This is a genomic window from Pelorhabdus rhamnosifermentans, assembly GCF_018835585.1.
GTDB lineage: Bacteria > Bacillota > Negativicutes > UMGS1260 > UMGS1260 > Pelorhabdus > Pelorhabdus rhamnosifermentans.
Genome location: NZ_JAHGVE010000003.1, coordinates 206595 through 225117, shown reverse-complemented (window position 1 = coordinate 225117; position 18523 = coordinate 206595). Strand labels below are relative to the sequence as shown.

The window sequence follows — 18523 nt, the reverse complement described above, 5'->3', positions numbered from 1 at the left end:
TATGAGAAAAATATAATACCCCCCTGCACCAATGCGGTGCAGGGGGGTATTAGCAATTGCGTGATAGAAGTATGCCATGTGATGGCATGAAATATGTGGGGAGATAAGAAATCGGTAATTAATTGGTTTTGGTAAACATGTCGATAAAATTCCGTGCGGCAGTCGACAGCTGGTGATTTCGCAGCCAAATAACAGCCGTAGTCGATGTTCTCAGAATCGGTTCAACAATTTCCTTAATAATTAGAGTATTATCGGGTATCAGGCCTGCCGTAGACCTCGGTACGATAGCTATGCCAAGACCTGCACCCGCCCATGCCAACATGGAGCGAATATCGCTGTGGCTACAGCGAATCCTTGGTTCGAGCCCAATTAGTCGATAGTACTCCAGAAGTGTTTCATGTTTGCGATGGATGATTAGTGGTTTATCAGCGAGTTCGGCTAAACGTACATAGTTTGCCGACAAACCATAGTCCGAGGCAGGACCTAATGCGGCTACAAATGGTTCATCAGGCAAAGGTATTGCTGTATAGGTCTCCAAATCTGGAGGAAATGGTGCGATTGCGATTTCTATCATTCCGTTGCCTAGCAGTTCATCAATTTTATTCGCTTCGCCTCCCATAAGTCGAAAATCGATTTCAGGATAACGTTCACGAAAGTCGCGAATTTTATCTGGTAAAAAGGGGGCATCCCAGGCCGACGATATTCCAACTGATAATGTTCCTAGCAACCTTTCAGTCGAATCTTTTAATTCTTTTACAGTTTGGTCAACCAATGTCAGTATGTGTTCCGCTCGATTGCGTAATATCTGCCCGGCATCTGTCAACTTAATCTTACGACCGCCGCCGTTTCGTTCAATTAACTGAATTCCCAGTTCGCTTTCAAGCAGTTTAAGTTGCTGACTAAGTGGTGGCTGAGCCATATGTAGACGTTTAGCGGCCTTGGTTATTTGCCCTTCTTCGGCGACGGCAAGAAAATATTGAAGTTTCCTGATATCCATAGAATCAGCACTCCTCTTGCTATATTATACTTCTATCATATAAAGGATAAGGACGTTATAAGTATTATACATACTACATTTCTGGTGCTATTATGATAAAAAAGGCAAAGAAAACTTTAAGAAGCGGGAACGAGGAAATTTAGTGCTTTGTAACAATTCGGAAAATAGTGTTAATTATATAATTTATTTTTAACAGTATAACATGAAGATACTGTTGATTCCAACTAACCAAAATAAATAGTATGAAAAAGTTGAGAGACCGTATCCCCATTGTTCTTTATTTTATTAGCACTACGTTTCGATAACTCTTTATCCATAATCTTCCTCCCTGTTTGACAAAAAAATACACTTACCGTATACTAATTATAAAAGTATACTGCGAGTGTATTTTTTTTATATAGAGAAACGAAAGGAGGGAAAAAAATTGCCCTTATGTATTATAGTGTTACTAATTGTTGGCATTATTTGCCTAGGATCAGTTATATTTTGGTATTTATTAAAATGATGCGTATTTTTCAAGCAATTAAAATAACGGCAAAATAACTATTTACCAGGGAGGATTATGGACAAAAAAAGATATAAATGTTTACATGATTTACCTCTGTTTTCAGGAACGGACAATATCACATTCCCAATGATATGCCGTGCTGCTAAAAAACAGGTTATAAAAAAGGGCGATATTCTGTTTAATCAAGGCGATCCCGCCGATGTCCTCTTCTACATAAAAGAAGGCAGTCTAAAACTGGTAAAAATAACGGAAGCAGGAGAAGCAGTTATCATTCAAATCGTTGGGGCGGGCGAAATGATTGGTGAAACAGCATTGTTTCGGGAAAACATCTTTTCGCCGACATCGGCTATCGCCTTGGGGAATGTTAAAATATGCAGTCTCAGCCGCCATTCTTTTGAACAGGTTATTATGAATGAACCTAAGATTGCCTTTCAGATCATTAAAGCTCTTGGTGAACGCTTGGATGATACTTGGGAAAAAATTACGCAGCTAAATACTCAGACAACTCGGGAAAAGGTAATCAGTCTGTTCATCGGTATGGCACAAGAACACGGCGTTCCGTGCCAAGAAGGTACATTAATCAATATCCGTTTAACTCAGCAGGATATCGCTTCTATGGTAGGATCGTCCAGAGTCATGGTTTCACAGGTTATACAGAAGCTTATAAAATGCAGTTATATTGCAAGGAAAAATAAATTCTATGTGCTGAAATCAATATGCTCATTTTGATTCTGAAAAAATACGTAATAAGCCACAATCCAGCGCATTGTTTTTGGTAATCCATTTTTGAGTGGTTTCTGAAAATAATTATACTCCGCATAAGGCAAATCACTAGGAAGCCTTATTCTATTATTTTATGACCATCATTATGCAAAGCATTTACCGCACAATTAAAATCTTTTGCTTTGACTAGAATATAGTCGGTATTATAAGTAGAAATTGCAAAAATACCTAAACCAGCCTCAGCAAATGCCGTTGTAAGTTTGGCTAAAATCCCTACTAAACCAAAATCCAATGTTCCTTGAACTTTAAACGCTTTCCAACCTCTCTCACATAAAACGGATTCCGGTATATTCTTTTCAGAACAAATAATCGAAAGTTCTTCCATCGTTTTAGTTATTGAGAAAAAACATCCTTGATACGCCCATGGGGGAATTGCCTGCTTCATATCTAATTTACAGACGCCAAGTGTATCAGACAAAACTTCCAGAGTTAATTTTATTTCAGACATCGAATATTCAGCTCCTATAATTGCTCAAATGTTAACTCATCCCTGATTAAAGCTGTTCCTCCAACTAGCACTTCGCTTATTTTATCTTTTTTTATTTTTAACCTAACCAATATTTCAGAAGGTTTCCCAATCGAATATCCCTGCTCAAATAAAAGTTCAGAGGATTGATCCTTATTTATAACGCCATAATTATGCAAATAACAAGCCAATGCGCCATTTGATGTTCCCGTGGCAGATTCTTCCTTGATATCATATAGAGGTGCGAAGTTTCTACAATGTGCAGTTGATCCAAATTTAGTTTCTAATGAAAAAACATGATATCCAATAACATTATATTTTTTGCTTAATTCGGATATTTTCGCAAAGTCTGGTTGTATTGAAGACAATATCTTTATGCTCTTAACAGCGACTATTACATCTTTTAACCCAGTTGATACAATTTGTGCTGGTAGATTGTTCAAGCAGTCATTTGAAGAAAGATTTAAGCTGTCAGCAATCTCAGCTTTATCAAGTATGTCATAGTACTTAGGAAGAATCTGGTTCATATAAACACTGTCATGGTCAACGGTAATATTCAATATACCGGCTTTGGTTTCCTGTGAAAATATGCCACTGCCAATCAGCCCCCTATTTCTTAGCAAACTAAATGTGGCAATTGTAGCGTGTCCACATAAATCAACTTCCGAATTGGGGGTAAAAAAACGAACTTTAAAAGTAGCTTTATTAGATTTATGAACAAAAGCGGTTTCTGAAAAACCAACCTGATTGGCAATATTCAGCATCTGAATATCTGAAAGATGATCTGCGTCCAATACAACTCCGGCAAGATTTCCACCTTTATTGTCCTTTGCGAAAGAATACAATGTATATACTATGACTCCCAATACAGATCTTCCTTTCTAAAAAATTTAATACAATATGTAGTGACAATAAATGCAGGACTACGATGTGTTAGGCTTTCTGCTATTTTCGTTATTAAAAATCCAAATCCTCCGCCAATTAATTGCTAAAGGTTATTTATCCCATAATAATATCTTATGTTAAAAGCCATCTACAAATAGTAGATGACTTTTGAAACTACCAAACCAATGCAAGTGTATGATTACTTTTCCATTCCAACAGGCCTTATTTGGGTACAGGAATTTCTTTTAATCCTTCAATAAAAATCCGGCGTAATCCTTGCAAAATTCGTTTAGTCAAAAACCCTTGATCTTGGGTATGAAAATCAATATTGTGGAGTGCCGCCAATAATGCTTCTACGGTATACAAAACATCCACGTCCACAACTTCTCCCCGTTGAACGGCCTCATTTAACAAATCTCGACATGTAGTGCGCATCCATTGATACAGCGGCGATTGCAACGGACGAAATTCAGTGGAAGCTCGGCTAACGGCACATAACCAGGGAACCTTTGCCTCCAGAAAAGCAACAAATTTTACGATTACTTGATATAGTCGATCTAAAGGAGGGACCTCAATAGATTGATCAAGATAGGCTTTCACTTCTTCAAATAAAGGCTGACACTCTTCGCGCACAACCTCAATGCAAATATCACCTTTTTCTGTATAGCGTCGATATAAGCTCGCCTGACCAATTTGTGCCATTTTAGCGATCTGATGCATATTTACGTTCTCAACGCCTTGTTCAATGAACAACGTTCTTGCCGATTCCAAAATTCGCCGCCGAAATACCTCATCTGTAGAACTTGTGATAAATTCAAGTGTTTTACTCATTTAACATTCTCCTTGAATAGAAGATTTAACTATTTTCTTGACAACGGACAACTTGTCCGATACAATTGATACAGGACAAGTTGTCCTGTATCAATTGTATCATGGTTGTGCATGTAAAACAAATTTTTATCGTACAAAATTTATTGCAGGAAAGGTGATACCCTATGACAGTAAAAAAATTATATATTCTATCTGCTGGTTCTTGCTATCTTGACCAATCAGCAGTAAACCGGAATCTTCCTCCCGGTAAATTGGTAAATATGCCGGTATGGTCATTTCTTTTGGAAACGGAGGACGGACCCATTTTAATCGATACAGGAATGCCTGATTCCTTTGTCAACAACCCCGATTATTATAAGGGAACCAAAAGAGAAGGACGTCTTGTCCCTAACATGCTGGAAAGCGATACTATTGTAAATGTTTTGAAGCGTGTCGGTTATCATACCGACGACATGCAGACAGTCATCAGTTCTCACTTACACTTGGATCATGCCGGGGGAAACGGTCATTTTCGCAATACTCCGATTATCATCCAGCAAGCGGAGTTTGATACCGCCATGACCGATGATAATTATTCGCCACTAGAGTGCCGACTACCTGACTTACAGTACCAAATCATTGAAGGGGACTATGATTTATTACCTGGAATTAAGATTTTGTCTACACCTGGTCATTCGCCAGGACATCAATCGGTGCTTGTAACAACTGAAAAATCAGGCCCCGTATTGCTAACTCTTGATGGAGCTTACACCAAGCAGAATTTCGAAAATGACCTGCCTTTCTTGTCATTTAATTCCGAGATGGCTGCGAAATCACTTAGGCACCTGAAGAAATTAATTCAGGAAATTCATCCCACAGTTGTCTTCTTTGGCCATGACAACAGACAAGCGTCAAAGGGACGTACATTCCCCGAATTCTTATAGCGGGGGGGAACTGCCCCTATGGACAACGAAGCTTGCTCTCTAACCCGGAATAGCCGTAATTTAATTGGAACACTCTGCTTACTCTTTGTATTTGGGAATATGAATATAACGATGTTCAATCTAGCTATTCCATCGATCTCTGAATCCTTTATGCTCACCTCTTCACAAGCTAGCTGGGTGATGGTCGGCTACAGTATTCTGATGGCGATCGGTGCAGGAACCTATAGTAAATTAACCGAGTCCTTTTCTTTTCAACGGTTGTATATTATTGGATTAACCCTTCTTGTCACTGGCTCTATTATTGGCTTCTTTACAACTTCTTATTGGCAGGTAATCCTTGGAAGACTGCTGCAAGCAGCAGGCGCGTCTTCCTTTTCTCCGCTTTCTTATGCAATAACAATCCAATATTTCAATCCCAGTGTCAGAGGCCAGGTACTCGGCGCTTTATCCGCCACAATTGCTTTTGCTTCCGGCTTCGGACCTGTATTCGGCGGATTTATTGAACAATACTTCGGCTGGCACGCCTTGTTCTTGGTGTCCGCTTCAAGCATATTTATCCTTCCCCTTATCCTCAAGTATGTCCCGAATACCGAACACAAACGAGGGGCCTTCGATATTCTCGGAGCTGCTTTGTTTTCAGCAGGATTGACATTTATATTGCTAGGAGTTACTTTTAAATGGTTATTGACCTTTATCGGTGTCGCGTTTCTTGTTGGATTCGGTATGAGTATTCAGAAAACTGCGCACCCATTTATACCGGCAACTTTCATGAAGAATGTCCCCTACCAAAGAATCCTGTCGATAAGCTTTCTTACTTTTATAAGCAACACCGGACTAACCTTTGTATTGCCAATCATGCTTAAGGCTACTTTCCACTTACCGACAAGCATTATCGGCCTACTCATGCTCCCAGGTGCAATGTCTGCTGCACTACTCGGATCGTTCATTGGTCGATGGACTGATCAGTATGGAAGTTCGCAGGTACTTATAATCTCACATTGTTGTCTGATTGGTGGATTTATTCTAATGGGTGCTTCCCTACAATTTTCGCCGTGGGTTGATGCTCTTTGGATCATTATTCTTATGATTGGTTTTAACGGAGTCTTGACTGCTAGTGCGAAATTAGTTCCGTCAACGCTGAATTTATCCGAATTTAGTGCAGGCATGGGGATCTTTACACTTTTTTACCTGCTCGGCGGGTCCTTTGGTCCTGCGGTAATCGGCAGACTTGTCGACTTGAACATTCCTTATTCGAGTATTTATTATATTCTCGCTTTGTTGGGAGTATTGTCTTACTTTCTAATCCCTAAAAATAAATTTTAAGAAAATCCTTGTCTGTAACGTTTTTTTCCAGACAAACGTATATTTATTGGCGGCAGATTCAATTTTTAATTCTTACACCTTTCCCCGGACTTTTCGAAGTCTGGGGATTGTTTTTTTGCGAGAAAGGAGCTGCCACACTAATTTTCTTAGTGCGGCAACCCCTATATTTAGATATTATACAACAAATCTCCATTTTAATGATGAGACATCGTATGAAATCCCACTACTTACTGTTCATTAATCCTATATATACTTGAATCTCGATATCATCAACTAAAAAATGAACTACAATGGTCTGAGGCACTGGCAAAGTAGCTTCGCCTCCCTGACCAACCATAAGAGTAGGAGGTGAAATATCCAGTCCATCTATACCTACTTGGCTATAATGTGTACAGGCATTGGCACAAACCATATTGCCCATTTCCGAAACTGCGCTTTGTGCCAACGTATCAAAATCATTTACTTCCATTCCCATCATCATTTTTGACGCAAAACGTTTCGCTGAATTTAGATCCATGCCAATCAGTATTACACCTTTTATTGAACCAATCACGGAAAGATTAATTAAGACTCCACTATAATTGAATGTCGATCCCACCAATGTAATATTCGTTTTTCTTATTGTCTGGAACCCTATTTGCGGAATTATCTCATTAAACGCACTTAATATTGGGTTTATAATATTTACATCCATAATACCGACCCCTTTTTAAATCCAACAGCCAAAAATATACTTCCAAAATCAGTTTCAGCAAGACATTTTTGAAGCCTGACGCTAGGACTTATAATTTCTGCAGTATTACCATGGAACAAGCTTGGGGGAGATACACGTAATCCAAAAGCCTTCTCTTTCTTATTCAGCATCGAACAAGCAATCCCGGCAATAATATTTGCAAGTTCTGCTACCATGGATAATACTTCCTCACGATTTTTAGCAGGGCGCCGCAAAATAGCCTCTGCTATTTTGTTTGCAGACTCATCGGACACATCCATAATCATTGACCCAGAAGACTGACCAATGATGCCAATAACCGTCGTCATTCCTTGAGACATATATGGTATATCAGCATTATTTATGGGTACAAATGTTACTGGCGTTTTAGCCATACGTGTAACATTTTGTGCAAGAGCCTCTTTAAAGGTTTCAAATCCTCTTTCTATTAATTGTTCAAAGAGATCATCAGGTGACAAGATATTTTCTATTACTCGACTCAAGCTTTCTATGTCTACTGGCTTTTGTATATAACCAGCTACACCTATGCGCTTTGCTTCCGTTTCCGTTTCTTCATCTTTCATAGAACTGACAAGTATTATTTTCGCTTTAGGATCATGTCTACGAAGTTCCCGACTACATTCAAAACCATTAGCTTCAGGCATTACTATATCCATAGTTACAATGTCAGGTTTACACTTATCATAGGTTTCAATTAAACCTTCCAATGAATCGGCTTCCCCAACGACTTCATATCCACTATCAGATAAAGCTTCTGCAATCATTGTTCTAGAAAATGGGGAATCATCCATAACCATAATTCGAACACTCATTTATAACACTCCTCAAAAATATTTTTGAATAATTGTCATCTAAAATTATCTGTATTGTTGTTGCATTTGACAGCTTCTCGCAATTCCATCGCCAGTTGACTAAAAGTTAACTGGCAGAAGCTATTCTTCAACTGATGCAGACTGTTCGATACCGTTTGAATCTTGACAATAAACTCATTCTAATTACACTAATTTTCGTCATTTTTCGACATATCCGTATATAATCCTGCCATATTTACACAAATTTAACAGATTTTTTTACTATTACCAGTACGCTTCGGCCCTACCTAAAAAGAAAATAGCCTATTAGACTGACTTACAATAAAAAAACCTCATGGAAAGTGTAATCCATTTAAGTCGTGCTCTAATTTTTCAAAAGGAAATTCCAAGTGGGCAGAGAAACTTGCATAAAAGGGAAAACCCTGCCAGATCATACAAAATCGAGCAGGAGTTTCCCCTTTAATTACTTATAGTCAATTATCACTTCTCTACAACCTTCGTCAATGATTTGTCAAAGGTTCTTATGCATTTGATCAATTAACGCTGGCGATTATTAGTCAGAAACCAATCATAGAGTTCATGGTTTTTATATACACCAGCAATTTCATGTCCCTGGTCAGGCAGTATCGTGAAACGAGGCGTACCTCCTTGCATGCGTAGTGCACTAATCATAGCTTCATCATTTTTCAACGGAAGAATGGGATCTTTTTCACCATGAAAAGCCCATATAGGCATAGTGATCATCTGTTTATTCCAACTGTTAGGAATTGTTGGATTTGAGGCTAGCGGGGCTATCGCTGCAAAGTATTCTGGATGCTGACAAGCTAGATACCATGTACCATTCCCCCCCCTACTTGTTCCAGTCAAATAAACTCTATCTTGATCTATACGATATTTTTTTAAAACATCATCAAGTAGTGCAACCAGAATATCTGGCTTATTCATCCAATCTTCACCCTCGGGACATTGTGGTGCAAGAACAACGAATGGAAAATCCTTGCGTTGTTCTGCGACCCAGGTTGGTCCATACTTTTTCACTAAATCTAAATTTTGTCCACGGAGTGAACTTCCATGTAAAAATAAAATCATCGGCCATTGATTTTTAGATTGAGTATATTTCGCAGGAAAGATAAGCAGGTACTGAATTTTTTGATCATTATATGTAAAAGTACTTCTTTTTTCCACGAAAGTATCCGATGGTTCAATAGATTCAGAAGTATTTGGCGTAAGTGCGGATGAATGTTCAATTTTTATAACTTTTTGTTCGCTCACATTAAAACCCTTTTGCACAAAGTAGCATAATGTTAGAATTACTAAAAAGATGATGATACTAAAAATTTTTTTCAAAATATATCCCCTTCTTGCAGTAATTATCTTTAATCCGCCACACCTAATCTACAATTTGTAATTATTATCATTACTTTATTTTCCATAAGTCAAGAAACTCCTGCCACATTGATGCAAAATCCAGCAGAAGTTTCTTTTTTATTATCAATCATCAACCTATAAGCCCTATTTTGTTGTCGCTTGGCGTTATAGCACTAGACCAGAGTTCCTTAAACTCATCAATCCGTTCTTGAGTCATCTCTACCGTCACCAATAATAGTTACTGGTTTTACATTTTTTTCGAATCAGCTTATCCAAGAAAAACACCAATATCAGTCGCTTTATAAATTACTTATCCGTTATCCGAAAATAAAGTTTTAAATTCTTGTAATGTATAGTCAGCTATTTTTATGTTTGACCTACCAAGTGCTGCCAGTATTTCGTAACATCCCGCTTTATCTGCTAAGAATTTAATATCAACATTTGATCCAACAACTTCAGCATATTTATACTTTTCAAGAATATCACTAGGAACATCAGTAACATCGACTATCGTAGCACCCAATGAAATTTTTCCAATAATAGGCAATCTATATTGATCAACATACATATACACTCCTTGAGGATGATTATCTAATTCACTTAATGCTCTAAGGTAACCATCTTTGTATCCGATATGGACAAGAGCCAACTTGATATCTCTTTTTGCCGTATAGGATCCCCCGTATCCTATTGTCTCACCCTTTTTAACATTCTTAATTTGTGACATCTTGGCATAAATTTCAATTGTATGTTTTGCATCAGGAGCAACTGGATTTTCCATATTTGGTGCTCCTCCCACCAACCCAATGCCTGGACGTATCATATCTAAATTAAAGGCTTTATTATCTAGTAGAATAACACTATCAGTACAGGCGAAAGTAACAGGTATGGAGGGTAACTTTTCTAAATATCTGTTTAATATGTCTAGTTGCCTATAACAATTGCTATGATCGGTACCTTTTATATCGTAAAAATGACTCATGAAAAATTCTATCATCAGATTGGATGTCAGACTACTAAATTCATTACTTAATATATTAACTTCATCATCTAATAACCCAAGACGGTTCATATGTGTATCAAGATGAATTATTGCTGAACCCCTTCCATTTAAACCACAGAAACTATTCCATCTGTTAAGCTGCTCTAAGCTATTGAGACATGGAATAATATTTGATTCTTTAAAATACGCCTCTTCACCATGAAGTAAACCTGCCATTGCATAAATTCTCGCGTCATCGTATGGTAAAATTTTTCTTAGTGCAATTCCTTCACATATTTCCTCAATAAAAAAGTATCTCGCACCTTCTTTATATAATGCCGGTGCAACATCCTTCATTTGTAATCCATGGACATCCGCCTTTAAAACAGCCCCACAAATAGAATTTGTTAAGTCAGCCTTCTTTTTAAATAACTTATAATTGTGAACAACAGCAGCTATATCTCTAATACGTACAATTGCTTTGCTCCCAAAAGCCTCATCCGGAATAATTCTAAAAGTATTTCCCATTGGATCGTCCTCCTTGTAGAATAATTTGCTTGAACAACCAAAATGCCATCTGCTCTAATACCATTTTGGCTCCTTACTCCATTAATTATGATTATGTACTTAATTTTTTAATCAGGGATTCTCTCGGTTCTACAATTATTATAATTAAAAAATTCACCATAAACATTGCATAAACTAACCAAAACATTGCAAAATATGCTGTAAAATAGAGATATACTCATTTAAGGAAAAGGAGTTCCTATGGAAACCGAAAATCAAATTGCCCATCACAAAAGAGGATATTTACATAAAGACTTTGAGCTCTTTCATTTGAAAGACAAAAAAAATATTCAGCTTGGATTTCACTTTCATGATTTCAACAAGATCATTATTTTTATGTCCGGAAAAGTAACGTATTTAATTGAAGGTAAGGCCTATAAACTAAAACCCTGGGATATTCTCTTAGTTAATAGTAATGAAATTCATAAACCGATAATTGACCTAACAGAAACGTATGAGCGTGTAATAATTTGGTTTAATCCGCTCTTTCTAACAAAACACAACTATATTGGGTGTAATTTATTGACGTGCTTCCAAATTGCCGCCCAAGAAAATTTTAATTTGTTGCGCTTACCCCCTGATCTTTTTCCAGAACTAAAAAACATTTTCTTTCAGTTGGAAGACGCTTGTAAAAGCCAGGATTTTGGCAGTCAAATACTTAAAAACTCTTTGTTCTTACAGTTTGTTATTTACTTAAACAGAAACTTTTTAGGTCATAAATCTGATATGCAGAATCCCGATATTAAATATGATGAAACGATCGGCAAAATACTCCAATATATTAGTAATAACCTTTGTGGGGATTTGTCCGTGGATAAACTGGCTTCAGTATGCCATCTTAGCAAATATTATCTTATGCGTAGATTTAAGCAACAGACTGGATATACCATGCACAACTACATATTACAGAAACGTTTGATCGCTGCTAACGCTTTGCTGAAAGAGGGGAAATCAGTAACTCAGTCATGTCTGGAGTGTGGTTTTAGGGATTATTCAAACTTCATTAGGTCATTTAAACGGATTTATGGCGTTTCCCCCAAAAAACATTACAAGATTTTAATGCAATATGATTGGCCAAATTCAAGAAAGCCAAAAGTAGACAGACAAAATAACAAAAAGTTTTTTAGCTGAACCTCGCACTTTGAGGTTAATCTATCTGTGATGGCTCTTCGTGAAATTCATATAGAAATACAGGAAAAAATTTCATATGCTTGACCACGTCAAAACAGTAAGTCATTAACAGGGATTTTGTAACTTATGTAGAATTTTGTAGAAATCAGTCGTAAAAAGGGAGGAAGAATACCAATATCTATAATACTCAAAATTATCAAAACAGCCAATATTGTACAATTAAAAGGAGGAAAATAAATGAATTTCTTTGACAACCTGAAGGTAAGCCTTAAACTAAGCATCCTAATTCTTGTCGCATTTTTATCTATGAGTATTATAGGTTATACGGGGTATCATTATCTCCAGCTATCAAACACAGAAATGACCATTATGTATGAAGACCACTTAGTACCAGTCGCACTTATAAATGAAAACCGCGCTCATGTTAATAAAGTGAATGCAGCCATAATGGAATTGATGCTCACAACGGATGACAAAAAAAATCAAGAATTAAGGCAAACCATCGATGAGTGGGCAAAAAACTTTAATGATAATCTGGCAGCGCTTGACAAAGAACATTTAGATGACAAAACAAAGGAAAAATTGGCCGGAATTAAAACAGCCATGCAAAAGTATCGCGAGGCCAGAAATATCGTTATTGAGTTGGCCATGCAAAATAAAAATGCTGAAGCCTATGCAATATATACTGCCAAAGTCGATCCACTTGCAGCAGATGCTCTTAACAGGCTAATTGAGCTCTCTAATTATTCCATTGAAGCGTCAAAACAAATGAATGCTAACAACAAAGCATCTTTCGAAAAAGCAAATCAAATTACTTTGGCAATTATTTTTGTATCTTTTATAATATTAATCCTAAGTGGGGTTTATATTACCCGAATAATAACTAAACCTCTTAATACCATGGTATTCGTTTGCAAAGAATTCGCTGCTGGCGATTTTCGTGATAAACCGCGAAAGCTTGCTAGGAAAGATGAAATTGGTCAATTAGCTGATGCTTTAGCAGACATGAGAAGTAGTCTTCGTGTACTGATGAAAAATGTCAATGAATCGGCTGAGCATTTGGCAGCATCTTCAGAGGAACTAACTGCCAGTGCTGATCAGTCGGCCCAAGCAGCTAACCAAGTCGCTGGGTCCATTACCGATGTGGCCAAAGGTGCAGAACAACAACTTGACGCAGCCAATAACACATCGGCCATCGTGCAGCAAATGTCAGCTAGTATTCAACAGGTCGCCGCCAACGCGAATGAAGTGGCGGGACAATCCGTCCAAGCGGCTAACAAGGCAAACGAAGGTAACAAGTCAATAGATAAAGCGGTAAACCAGATGACCAATATTAAAGAAACCGTTAACACATCTGCCAAGATGGTCACTAAATTAGGTGAAAGATCTAAGGAAATCGGTCAAATTGTAGATACTATCTCAGGAATTGCTGGCCAGACAAATTTGCTAGCTTTAAATGCCGCTATTGAAGCAGCACGAGCGGGTGAACAGGGACGCGGCTTTGCTGTTGTAGCAGAAGAAGTACGTAAACTGGCCGAACAATCACAGGAAGCCGCCAAGCAAATTGCCACTCTGATTAGTGAAATCCAGGGAGATACAGACAAAGCAGTAATAGCTATGAACAACGGTACTCAAGAAGTGCAATTGGGATCAGAAGTCGTCAATGTTTCTGGACAAGCCTTCCAAGAAATATCGACTGTAATAATGCATGTATCTGATCAAGTGAAAGAAATATCTGATGCCATTGAGCAGATGGCTATAGGCAGTCAACAAATTGTGGGGTCGGTAAAGCAAATCGATGAACTAAGCAAAAAAGCAGCTGGAGAAGCACAGACAGTATCAGCTGCAACCGAAGAACAATCGGCATCTATGGAAGAAATCGCCTCATCCAGTCAAGCGCTGGCCCACCTAGCGATGGATCTCCGCGAGGTTGTTAGCAAGTTTCAGATATAAATTGTAACGGATATGTTGTAGATAGGATAGTAGTATTCATAATTGAAAATGCCCGCCTGGCAGCTTAGTGCTGCTGGGCGGCATTTTTTGGTTTAGTGACGTACAGGCCAGATAGCTCATACACTTACTATTGAGCCTTCATCCACGCTAAAAACATCCCAATTTTTTAGGGTTAATTCTAAATGATTTATTATCTATTGCTCTTTGTACTGCTAATATCCCATCTAAATGATCATATTCATGCTGGATTAGTTCAGATAAATCGTCCTCAAATTCTAAAAAGCAATCGTTCCATTGCAAATCCTTATAGGATATTTTGCATTTTTTATATCTATTTACCTTTACTTCTAATCCGGGAAAGCTCATACAGTCATCCCAAGATTGGAATTCTTCTTCTCCAAATTCCAATCTTGGGTTAATTAGGACGTATGATTTATTATCAAGATTCATATAGATAATCCTTAAGAACTCTCCAATTTGAGGAGCAGCAATAGCTCTACCAAAACCATATTTTTCTCTGAAATTTATCATTGTATCGTGTAAATCATTAACCACTTGCCTTCTTATATCCATATCTTCCGTAACTTCTCGTGAAACATTATAAAGAGATTCATTTCCTAAGAGTAATATTTCTCGTACAGCCATTTTTTAACACCCCACCTTATATTATTTTTTATTCTATTTACAATGTTAGACACCTCCATTTGTCAGAAGCTCAAGATGTTCAATTTACCCTGAAGGAGATTATCATCGAGTCCCTTCCATTTTTGCTACTAAGCGTCTTTGTATCATCTTATTCCCCCACCTACTGTTCTCCACTTTCCAATGCAGTTTCTATTGCCTTTATAATTACTTTGCTACTATTTGTTGCTCCAGAAATAGTATCTACTTGTAAGGACTGGGCATTTACTACCTCTTCAGGAATCACCTCAGCGCGTTGGCCTCTTTCGGTCTTGTGCCTTATAAGCCGGATATCAATTATTTTATGGTCTTTTACTGTAACACTTACATCTGCCGCCACGAAGATTGCATCACAACTACCTTGAAAGGTACCGTCTTTTACCTTTGACAAATCTACTTCATCAATTTTTAATCCTGCAACTATGCTTTGATAGTTATTAAGAGCTGAAATATATGAATAGAAATAAACGCCTCCACTCAAAACACCTATACAACCTATGACAATCATACTTTTTTTAAAATTATCCATCTTACCGAGTCCCTTATATTATTTATAGTTTGCAATTTAATTGCATAAATGGGCCACGCAATTGAAGATTCATCTGGTCATTATCCTTTTCGCCTTGAATCGTCAACCAGCGATACCCTCCCCCAAATACTATATTGGGGGACAACTTATGCTGAAAACCAAGTTCTGCATCATAGTTGTAGCCTTTGCCAGTGTGCGGCGTACCACTCAGCTCAACATAATAAGTAGTAGGACGATTTCCGCCTAGTTTATAATGCGCACCGAATGTAGGGAGAACTGCACTATAGGATTGCTCGGTTTTCCGGTTTGCGACTCCAGATACCTCAACCGAACTATTCACTTTGTACCCATGAATCCCCACGAGCCACGAAAAATTTGAATCTACAGTTTTTTGATAATTGGGCAGATAATCTATTTTCCAGTACATTAGCTTTTTCTCAGAATGCAGTCCGTCTCCAGCTAAATAATTCTGCCCACCAAAACTTTTCTGTCCAAGAGCCGTTTTGTTCCCCGTAAAATTATAGCTTTCATAACTACCATTAATCTTACTATTTTCAATAAAAGTAAGATTAATGGCAGTAAGCTCCTTGTTTCCATGTCCCAAATCATTCTGAAAATCTAGTTGACTATTACGTGTTTCCTGCCCACTCATTTTGGGAAACCATGAACGAATTTCTACACCTAAATACATTTTGCACTTTTTCTTATCATCAGGTGTTACTTGTGTGACAGTTTTAGTTGTTTCCAACGTAACCTTTTCTTCGGGAGGCAGTTCCGCCGCTCCAGCAAAATTTCCTAAAGCCAAACTAAAATACATTACGACACCAATACATACACTTATTTTTTTCATAAATTACAATATCCTCTCTTAATTCGCTATTTTATTATACTGCCTAGTGGCATACGCAAACTCACTAGCGGTACATACTCCCTGACATAGCCTACGCGAATAATAAATTGAATCTGTCCCTGCAAAATTAGGCCTTAAATGATATCCGCTATGGAGACGAGTTAGAACCAATAATCCAGTGTCCCGGTTCCAGTACAAAAACCGTCCACGGCTGCGTATTATGTCCACTGAGTGCTAATGTCGCCAAATACAGCATATCGATTTCTTTTTCTGTCAAACCCGCCATCTGTTCGGGATTACAAGTTGACCGTATCGCATCTTTCTTCCCCATAGCAAACCATGATAAAAACACAGAACCGCCTCCAAGGATTATTAATCTGCTCCTACTAACACTTTGCCCGTTCAGCTTATAAAAGCAATTATTAGATTAGTTTCATGAAACTAACTTTTTAATAAAAAATTAACTTATATATACTTCTTCTGACTATGGCTTACTCACTCCCTGAATTACCTTATTTAACAATTGTGCAAATGTTTGTTTCTCAAAATCAGTAAGACATTCCGTCATTTTCGTCGCAAAATTATAATAGCCCTTATTTTCAATCTCTAATAGCAGCTTGCCCTGCTCAGACAGATAAATATGATATACTCGTAAATCCTGCTCAGACTGGATCTTATACGCGAACTTGCGCTCTACCAAACGATTTACAGTGGCTGTCACCGTTGATTTTTGTACGTTGAAACGTTCGACTAGATCGGTTAATGTCGGTCCCTTTAATTCTTGAATGGCATGAATATAATGCAGTTGTGTAATCGTTAAGTTGAATAGTTCACTACCACCAGTCTCTTCTTTATATTTCTGCATCGACTGACGCATAGAATCAGATAATATATTGATATAACGAACAATTAATTCTTCCATATGTAAAAGTTCTCCTAACATAGATTACTATGTAGTTAGTTAATATTAACTAACTACATAGTAATCTATTAAAAAATATTTGTCAAAGGTTTATTATTCATATAAAGCTTAATAACAATTGGAAGGAATTTGTTATTCTAGAGAGAAATATATTTTAAGACATTAAACTATTTATTTTAGGAGGAATTGCTTTTGTCTGTATTTCCCGAACCCATACTTAAATTACCAGAAGCAGACATTCCACTCAACGGAATAAAGGCTTACCTATCTCAAGGCGATAATCATCAAATTCTTTTCATGGAATTTAATGAAGACGTCGAATTACCGAAGTAAAACAAACCTTCGTCAAAGGTGATCGTTATTTTATTCCAGAAGGAGTTCATCATTCCGGTAAAATTTACGCTGGTTATTCCGATATGACTTACTTTAATCAAAAATCAAGATATAAGACTAAAAAATGCTAATCACCATTCTATTAGTTGACCCCAGGATTCACGCACTTTAGGCGTTATCCTGGGGTCTTTGAAACCCACCTAAAAATGGATAGAAACAAACTCGTAAAATTCTTTAATTGTTCTGAATAATTTATCTGGTTTCAAACTTTTTAATTCTTCAAGACAGACTCTATCTGCCCATGCTGCAGAAAAAATCCCCACGCCTGCATCCCTTGCTGCTATTATATCACTTGGTGCATCGCCAATATAATAGGCTTCTTCCGGTTTAATATTAAAGCGTTCAATAGCGAAAGTAATTCCCTCACATTTTCTATTTCCGATAACAGAACCTGTTTCAATCCATTCGAATAAGTCTGCCATTCCAAACTGTTCTAAGGTAATATCCACACTTTTTCTACCTTTCCCTGTTACCATTGCTACTAATATTCCCTTTCTCTTTAGTTCTTTTATCACCTCAACAATACCGTCAAATGGTTTTGAACATTCATTGTGAAAATCTTGATAATAGTATAAATACCGCTTAATACCTTCTTCGTAATGTTCAGGTATCAACGCCTTTATAGTCCCTTCCTCAGAGGGTCCAAACGTAGCTATGATTTCTTCATCACTGATGCTTTTGCTCATGAAAGATTCAATTGATTTACGAAAGGCTTTAATGCAGAGAGGAATTGTATTCCCAATAGTTCCATCTAAATCAAATATCATTGCTTTTATCATTTATTCATTCTCCAAAATATTTTTTTTAGTTACTAGGTCCTTCATTGATAGGTATCCTCCTTCATGTTGCTTATCATTATTCATAAGTATAATGATAAATATATTCA

The 18523-nt window shown here is 37.3% G+C and carries 20 protein-coding genes; 6 read left to right on the top strand and 14 right to left on the bottom strand.

What is annotated here, in order from left to right; genetic code table 11:
• Positions 1 to 118 precede the first annotated feature (118 nt).
• Positions 119 to 997: a LysR family transcriptional regulator gene (locus tag Ga0466249_RS05970; protein WP_215828531.1), complete on the bottom strand. Its 879-nt coding sequence runs from the start codon at positions 995 to 997 to the stop codon at positions 119 to 121.
• Between the two features lie 562 nt (positions 998 to 1559).
• Between Ga0466249_RS05970 and Ga0466249_RS05965 the strand changes: the two genes are divergently transcribed.
• Positions 1560 to 2234 (top strand): Crp/Fnr family transcriptional regulator, encoded by a 675-nt coding sequence (locus Ga0466249_RS05965; RefSeq protein ID WP_215828530.1) that lies wholly within the window; start codon positions 1560 to 1562, stop codon positions 2232 to 2234.
• 112 nt (positions 2235 to 2346) lie between these two features.
• Here Ga0466249_RS05965 and Ga0466249_RS05960 read toward each other — a convergent pair whose 3' ends face one another.
• The 3 genes from Ga0466249_RS05960 to Ga0466249_RS05950 all read right to left on the bottom strand — a co-directional run bounded on the left by Ga0466249_RS05960 (position 2347) and on the right by Ga0466249_RS05950 (position 4470).
• Complete coding sequence (locus Ga0466249_RS05960) at positions 2347 to 2736, bottom strand: ACT domain-containing protein (RefSeq protein ID WP_246588495.1); 390 nt, start codon at positions 2734 to 2736, stop codon at positions 2347 to 2349.
• Positions 2737 to 2750: 14 nt separating this feature from the next.
• Positions 2751 to 3620: a PhzF family protein gene (locus Ga0466249_RS05955; protein ID WP_215828529.1), complete on the bottom strand. Its 870-nt coding sequence runs from the start codon at positions 3618 to 3620 to the stop codon at positions 2751 to 2753.
• 241 nt (positions 3621 to 3861) lie between these two features.
• A complete protein-coding gene (locus tag Ga0466249_RS05950) occupies positions 3862 to 4470 on the bottom strand; it encodes a TetR/AcrR family transcriptional regulator (RefSeq protein ID WP_215828528.1) in 609 nt (202 codons plus the stop codon).
• A gap of 164 nt (positions 4471 to 4634) precedes the next feature.
• Between Ga0466249_RS05950 and aiiA the strand changes: the two genes are divergently transcribed.
• Entirely contained in the window at positions 4635 to 5393 is a 759-nt protein-coding gene (aiiA, locus tag Ga0466249_RS05945) for a quorum-quenching N-acyl homoserine lactonase AiiA (RefSeq protein ID WP_215828527.1), read from the top strand.
• 18 nt (positions 5394 to 5411) lie between these two features.
• Positions 5412 to 6716: an MFS transporter gene (locus tag Ga0466249_RS05940; RefSeq protein ID WP_215828526.1), complete on the top strand. Its 1305-nt coding sequence runs from the start codon at positions 5412 to 5414 to the stop codon at positions 6714 to 6716.
• A 223-nt stretch (positions 6717 to 6939) separates the two neighbouring features.
• On the opposite strand, the gene Ga0466249_RS05935 is transcribed toward Ga0466249_RS05940, so the two are convergent.
• The 4 genes from Ga0466249_RS05935 to Ga0466249_RS05920 form a co-directional block, all read right to left on the bottom strand.
• Positions 6940 to 7410 carry a chemotaxis protein CheX gene (locus Ga0466249_RS05935; protein ID WP_215828525.1) on the bottom strand — a complete coding sequence of 157 codons (471 nt, stop codon included), beginning with the start codon at positions 7408 to 7410 and terminating at the stop codon, positions 6940 to 6942.
• The gene (locus Ga0466249_RS05930) at positions 7401 to 8261 is read right to left on the bottom strand and encodes a response regulator (RefSeq protein ID WP_215828524.1); all 861 of its coding nucleotides are present in this window, start codon (positions 8259 to 8261) and stop codon (positions 7401 to 7403) included. The genes Ga0466249_RS05935 and Ga0466249_RS05930 overlap by 10 nt, the downstream gene beginning before the upstream one ends.
• A gap of 537 nt (positions 8262 to 8798) precedes the next feature.
• A complete protein-coding gene (locus Ga0466249_RS05925) occupies positions 8799 to 9608 on the bottom strand; it encodes a carboxylesterase family protein (protein WP_215828523.1) in 810 nt (269 codons plus the stop codon).
• Positions 9609 to 9939: 331 nt separating this feature from the next.
• Entirely contained in the window at positions 9940 to 11139 is a 1200-nt protein-coding gene (locus tag Ga0466249_RS05920; RefSeq protein ID WP_215828522.1) for an alanine racemase, read from the bottom strand.
• Positions 11140 to 11379: 240 nt separating this feature from the next.
• On the opposite strand from Ga0466249_RS05920, the gene Ga0466249_RS05915 reads away from it, so the two are divergent.
• Positions 11380 to 12309, top strand: coding sequence for an AraC family transcriptional regulator (locus Ga0466249_RS05915; RefSeq protein WP_215828521.1), 930 nt, complete (start codon positions 11380 to 11382; stop codon positions 12307 to 12309).
• A 237-nt stretch (positions 12310 to 12546) separates the two neighbouring features.
• Positions 12547 to 14262 carry a methyl-accepting chemotaxis protein gene (locus Ga0466249_RS05910; protein WP_215828520.1) on the top strand — a complete coding sequence of 572 codons (1716 nt, stop codon included), beginning with the start codon at positions 12547 to 12549 and terminating at the stop codon, positions 14260 to 14262.
• Positions 14263 to 14409: 147 nt separating this feature from the next.
• Here the strand turns inward: Ga0466249_RS05910 and Ga0466249_RS05905 are convergent, their stop codons facing one another.
• From Ga0466249_RS05905 to Ga0466249_RS05885, 5 genes are all read right to left on the bottom strand, one after another.
• Entirely contained in the window at positions 14410 to 14907 is a 498-nt protein-coding gene (locus tag Ga0466249_RS05905) for a peptide deformylase (RefSeq protein WP_215828519.1), read from the bottom strand.
• A 160-nt stretch (positions 14908 to 15067) separates the two neighbouring features.
• A complete protein-coding gene (locus Ga0466249_RS05900) occupies positions 15068 to 15472 on the bottom strand; it encodes an FMN-binding protein (protein ID WP_215828518.1) in 405 nt (134 codons plus the stop codon).
• 22 nt (positions 15473 to 15494) lie between these two features.
• Complete coding sequence (locus Ga0466249_RS05895; RefSeq protein WP_215828517.1) at positions 15495 to 16322, bottom strand: hypothetical protein; 828 nt, start codon at positions 16320 to 16322, stop codon at positions 15495 to 15497.
• A gap of 148 nt (positions 16323 to 16470) precedes the next feature.
• A complete protein-coding gene (locus tag Ga0466249_RS05890) occupies positions 16471 to 16674 on the bottom strand; it encodes a hypothetical protein (RefSeq protein ID WP_215828516.1) in 204 nt (67 codons plus the stop codon).
• 132 nt (positions 16675 to 16806) lie between these two features.
• Positions 16807 to 17244 (bottom strand): MarR family winged helix-turn-helix transcriptional regulator, encoded by a 438-nt coding sequence (locus tag Ga0466249_RS05885; protein ID WP_246588494.1) that lies wholly within the window; start codon positions 17242 to 17244, stop codon positions 16807 to 16809.
• Between the two features lie 192 nt (positions 17245 to 17436).
• Here Ga0466249_RS05885 and Ga0466249_RS05880 point away from each other — a divergent pair, with 192 nt between their 5' ends.
• A complete protein-coding gene (locus tag Ga0466249_RS05880) occupies positions 17437 to 17577 on the top strand; it encodes a hypothetical protein (protein WP_215828514.1) in 141 nt (46 codons plus the stop codon).
• Positions 17578 to 17777: 200 nt separating this feature from the next.
• On the opposite strand, the gene Ga0466249_RS05875 is transcribed toward Ga0466249_RS05880, so the two are convergent.
• A complete protein-coding gene (locus tag Ga0466249_RS05875) occupies positions 17778 to 18416 on the bottom strand; it encodes an HAD family hydrolase (RefSeq protein ID WP_215828513.1) in 639 nt (212 codons plus the stop codon).
• Between the last annotated feature and the right edge of the window lie 107 nt (positions 18417 to 18523).

Coding starts and splice junctions, on each gene's coding strand:
- Ga0466249_RS05970 (WP_215828531.1), bottom strand. CDS start 997: ATGGATATCAGGAAACTTCAATATTTTCTTGCCGTCGCCGAAGAAGGG.
- Ga0466249_RS05965 (WP_215828530.1), top strand. CDS start 1,560: ATGGACAAAAAAAGATATAAATGTTTACATGATTTACCTCTGTTTTCA.
- Ga0466249_RS05960 (WP_246588495.1), bottom strand. CDS start 2,736: ATGTCTGAAATAAAATTAACTCTGGAAGTTTTGTCTGATACACTTGGC.
- Ga0466249_RS05950 (WP_215828528.1), bottom strand. CDS start 4,470: ATGAGTAAAACACTTGAATTTATCACAAGTTCTACAGATGAGGTATTT.
- aiiA (WP_215828527.1), top strand. CDS start 4,635: ATGACAGTAAAAAAATTATATATTCTATCTGCTGGTTCTTGCTATCTT.
- Ga0466249_RS05940 (WP_215828526.1), top strand. CDS start 5,412: ATGGACAACGAAGCTTGCTCTCTAACCCGGAATAGCCGTAATTTAATT.
- Ga0466249_RS05935 (WP_215828525.1), bottom strand. CDS start 7,410: ATGGATGTAAATATTATAAACCCAATATTAAGTGCGTTTAATGAGATA.
- Ga0466249_RS05930 (WP_215828524.1), bottom strand. CDS start 8,261: ATGAGTGTTCGAATTATGGTTATGGATGATTCCCCATTTTCTAGAACA.
- Ga0466249_RS05920 (WP_215828522.1), bottom strand. CDS start 11,139: ATGGGAAATACTTTTAGAATTATTCCGGATGAGGCTTTTGGGAGCAAA.
- Ga0466249_RS05915 (WP_215828521.1), top strand. CDS start 11,380: ATGGAAACCGAAAATCAAATTGCCCATCACAAAAGAGGATATTTACAT.
- Ga0466249_RS05910 (WP_215828520.1), top strand. CDS start 12,547: ATGAATTTCTTTGACAACCTGAAGGTAAGCCTTAAACTAAGCATCCTA.
- Ga0466249_RS05905 (WP_215828519.1), bottom strand. CDS start 14,907: ATGGCTGTACGAGAAATATTACTCTTAGGAAATGAATCTCTTTATAAT.
- Ga0466249_RS05900 (WP_215828518.1), bottom strand. CDS start 15,472: ATGGATAATTTTAAAAAAAGTATGATTGTCATAGGTTGTATAGGTGTT.
- Ga0466249_RS05895 (WP_215828517.1), bottom strand. CDS start 16,322: ATGAAAAAAATAAGTGTATGTATTGGTGTCGTAATGTATTTTAGTTTG.
- Ga0466249_RS05885 (WP_246588494.1), bottom strand. CDS start 17,244: ATGGAAGAATTAATTGTTCGTTATATCAATATATTATCTGATTCTATG.
- Ga0466249_RS05875 (WP_215828513.1), bottom strand. CDS start 18,416: ATGATAAAAGCAATGATATTTGATTTAGATGGAACTATTGGGAATACA.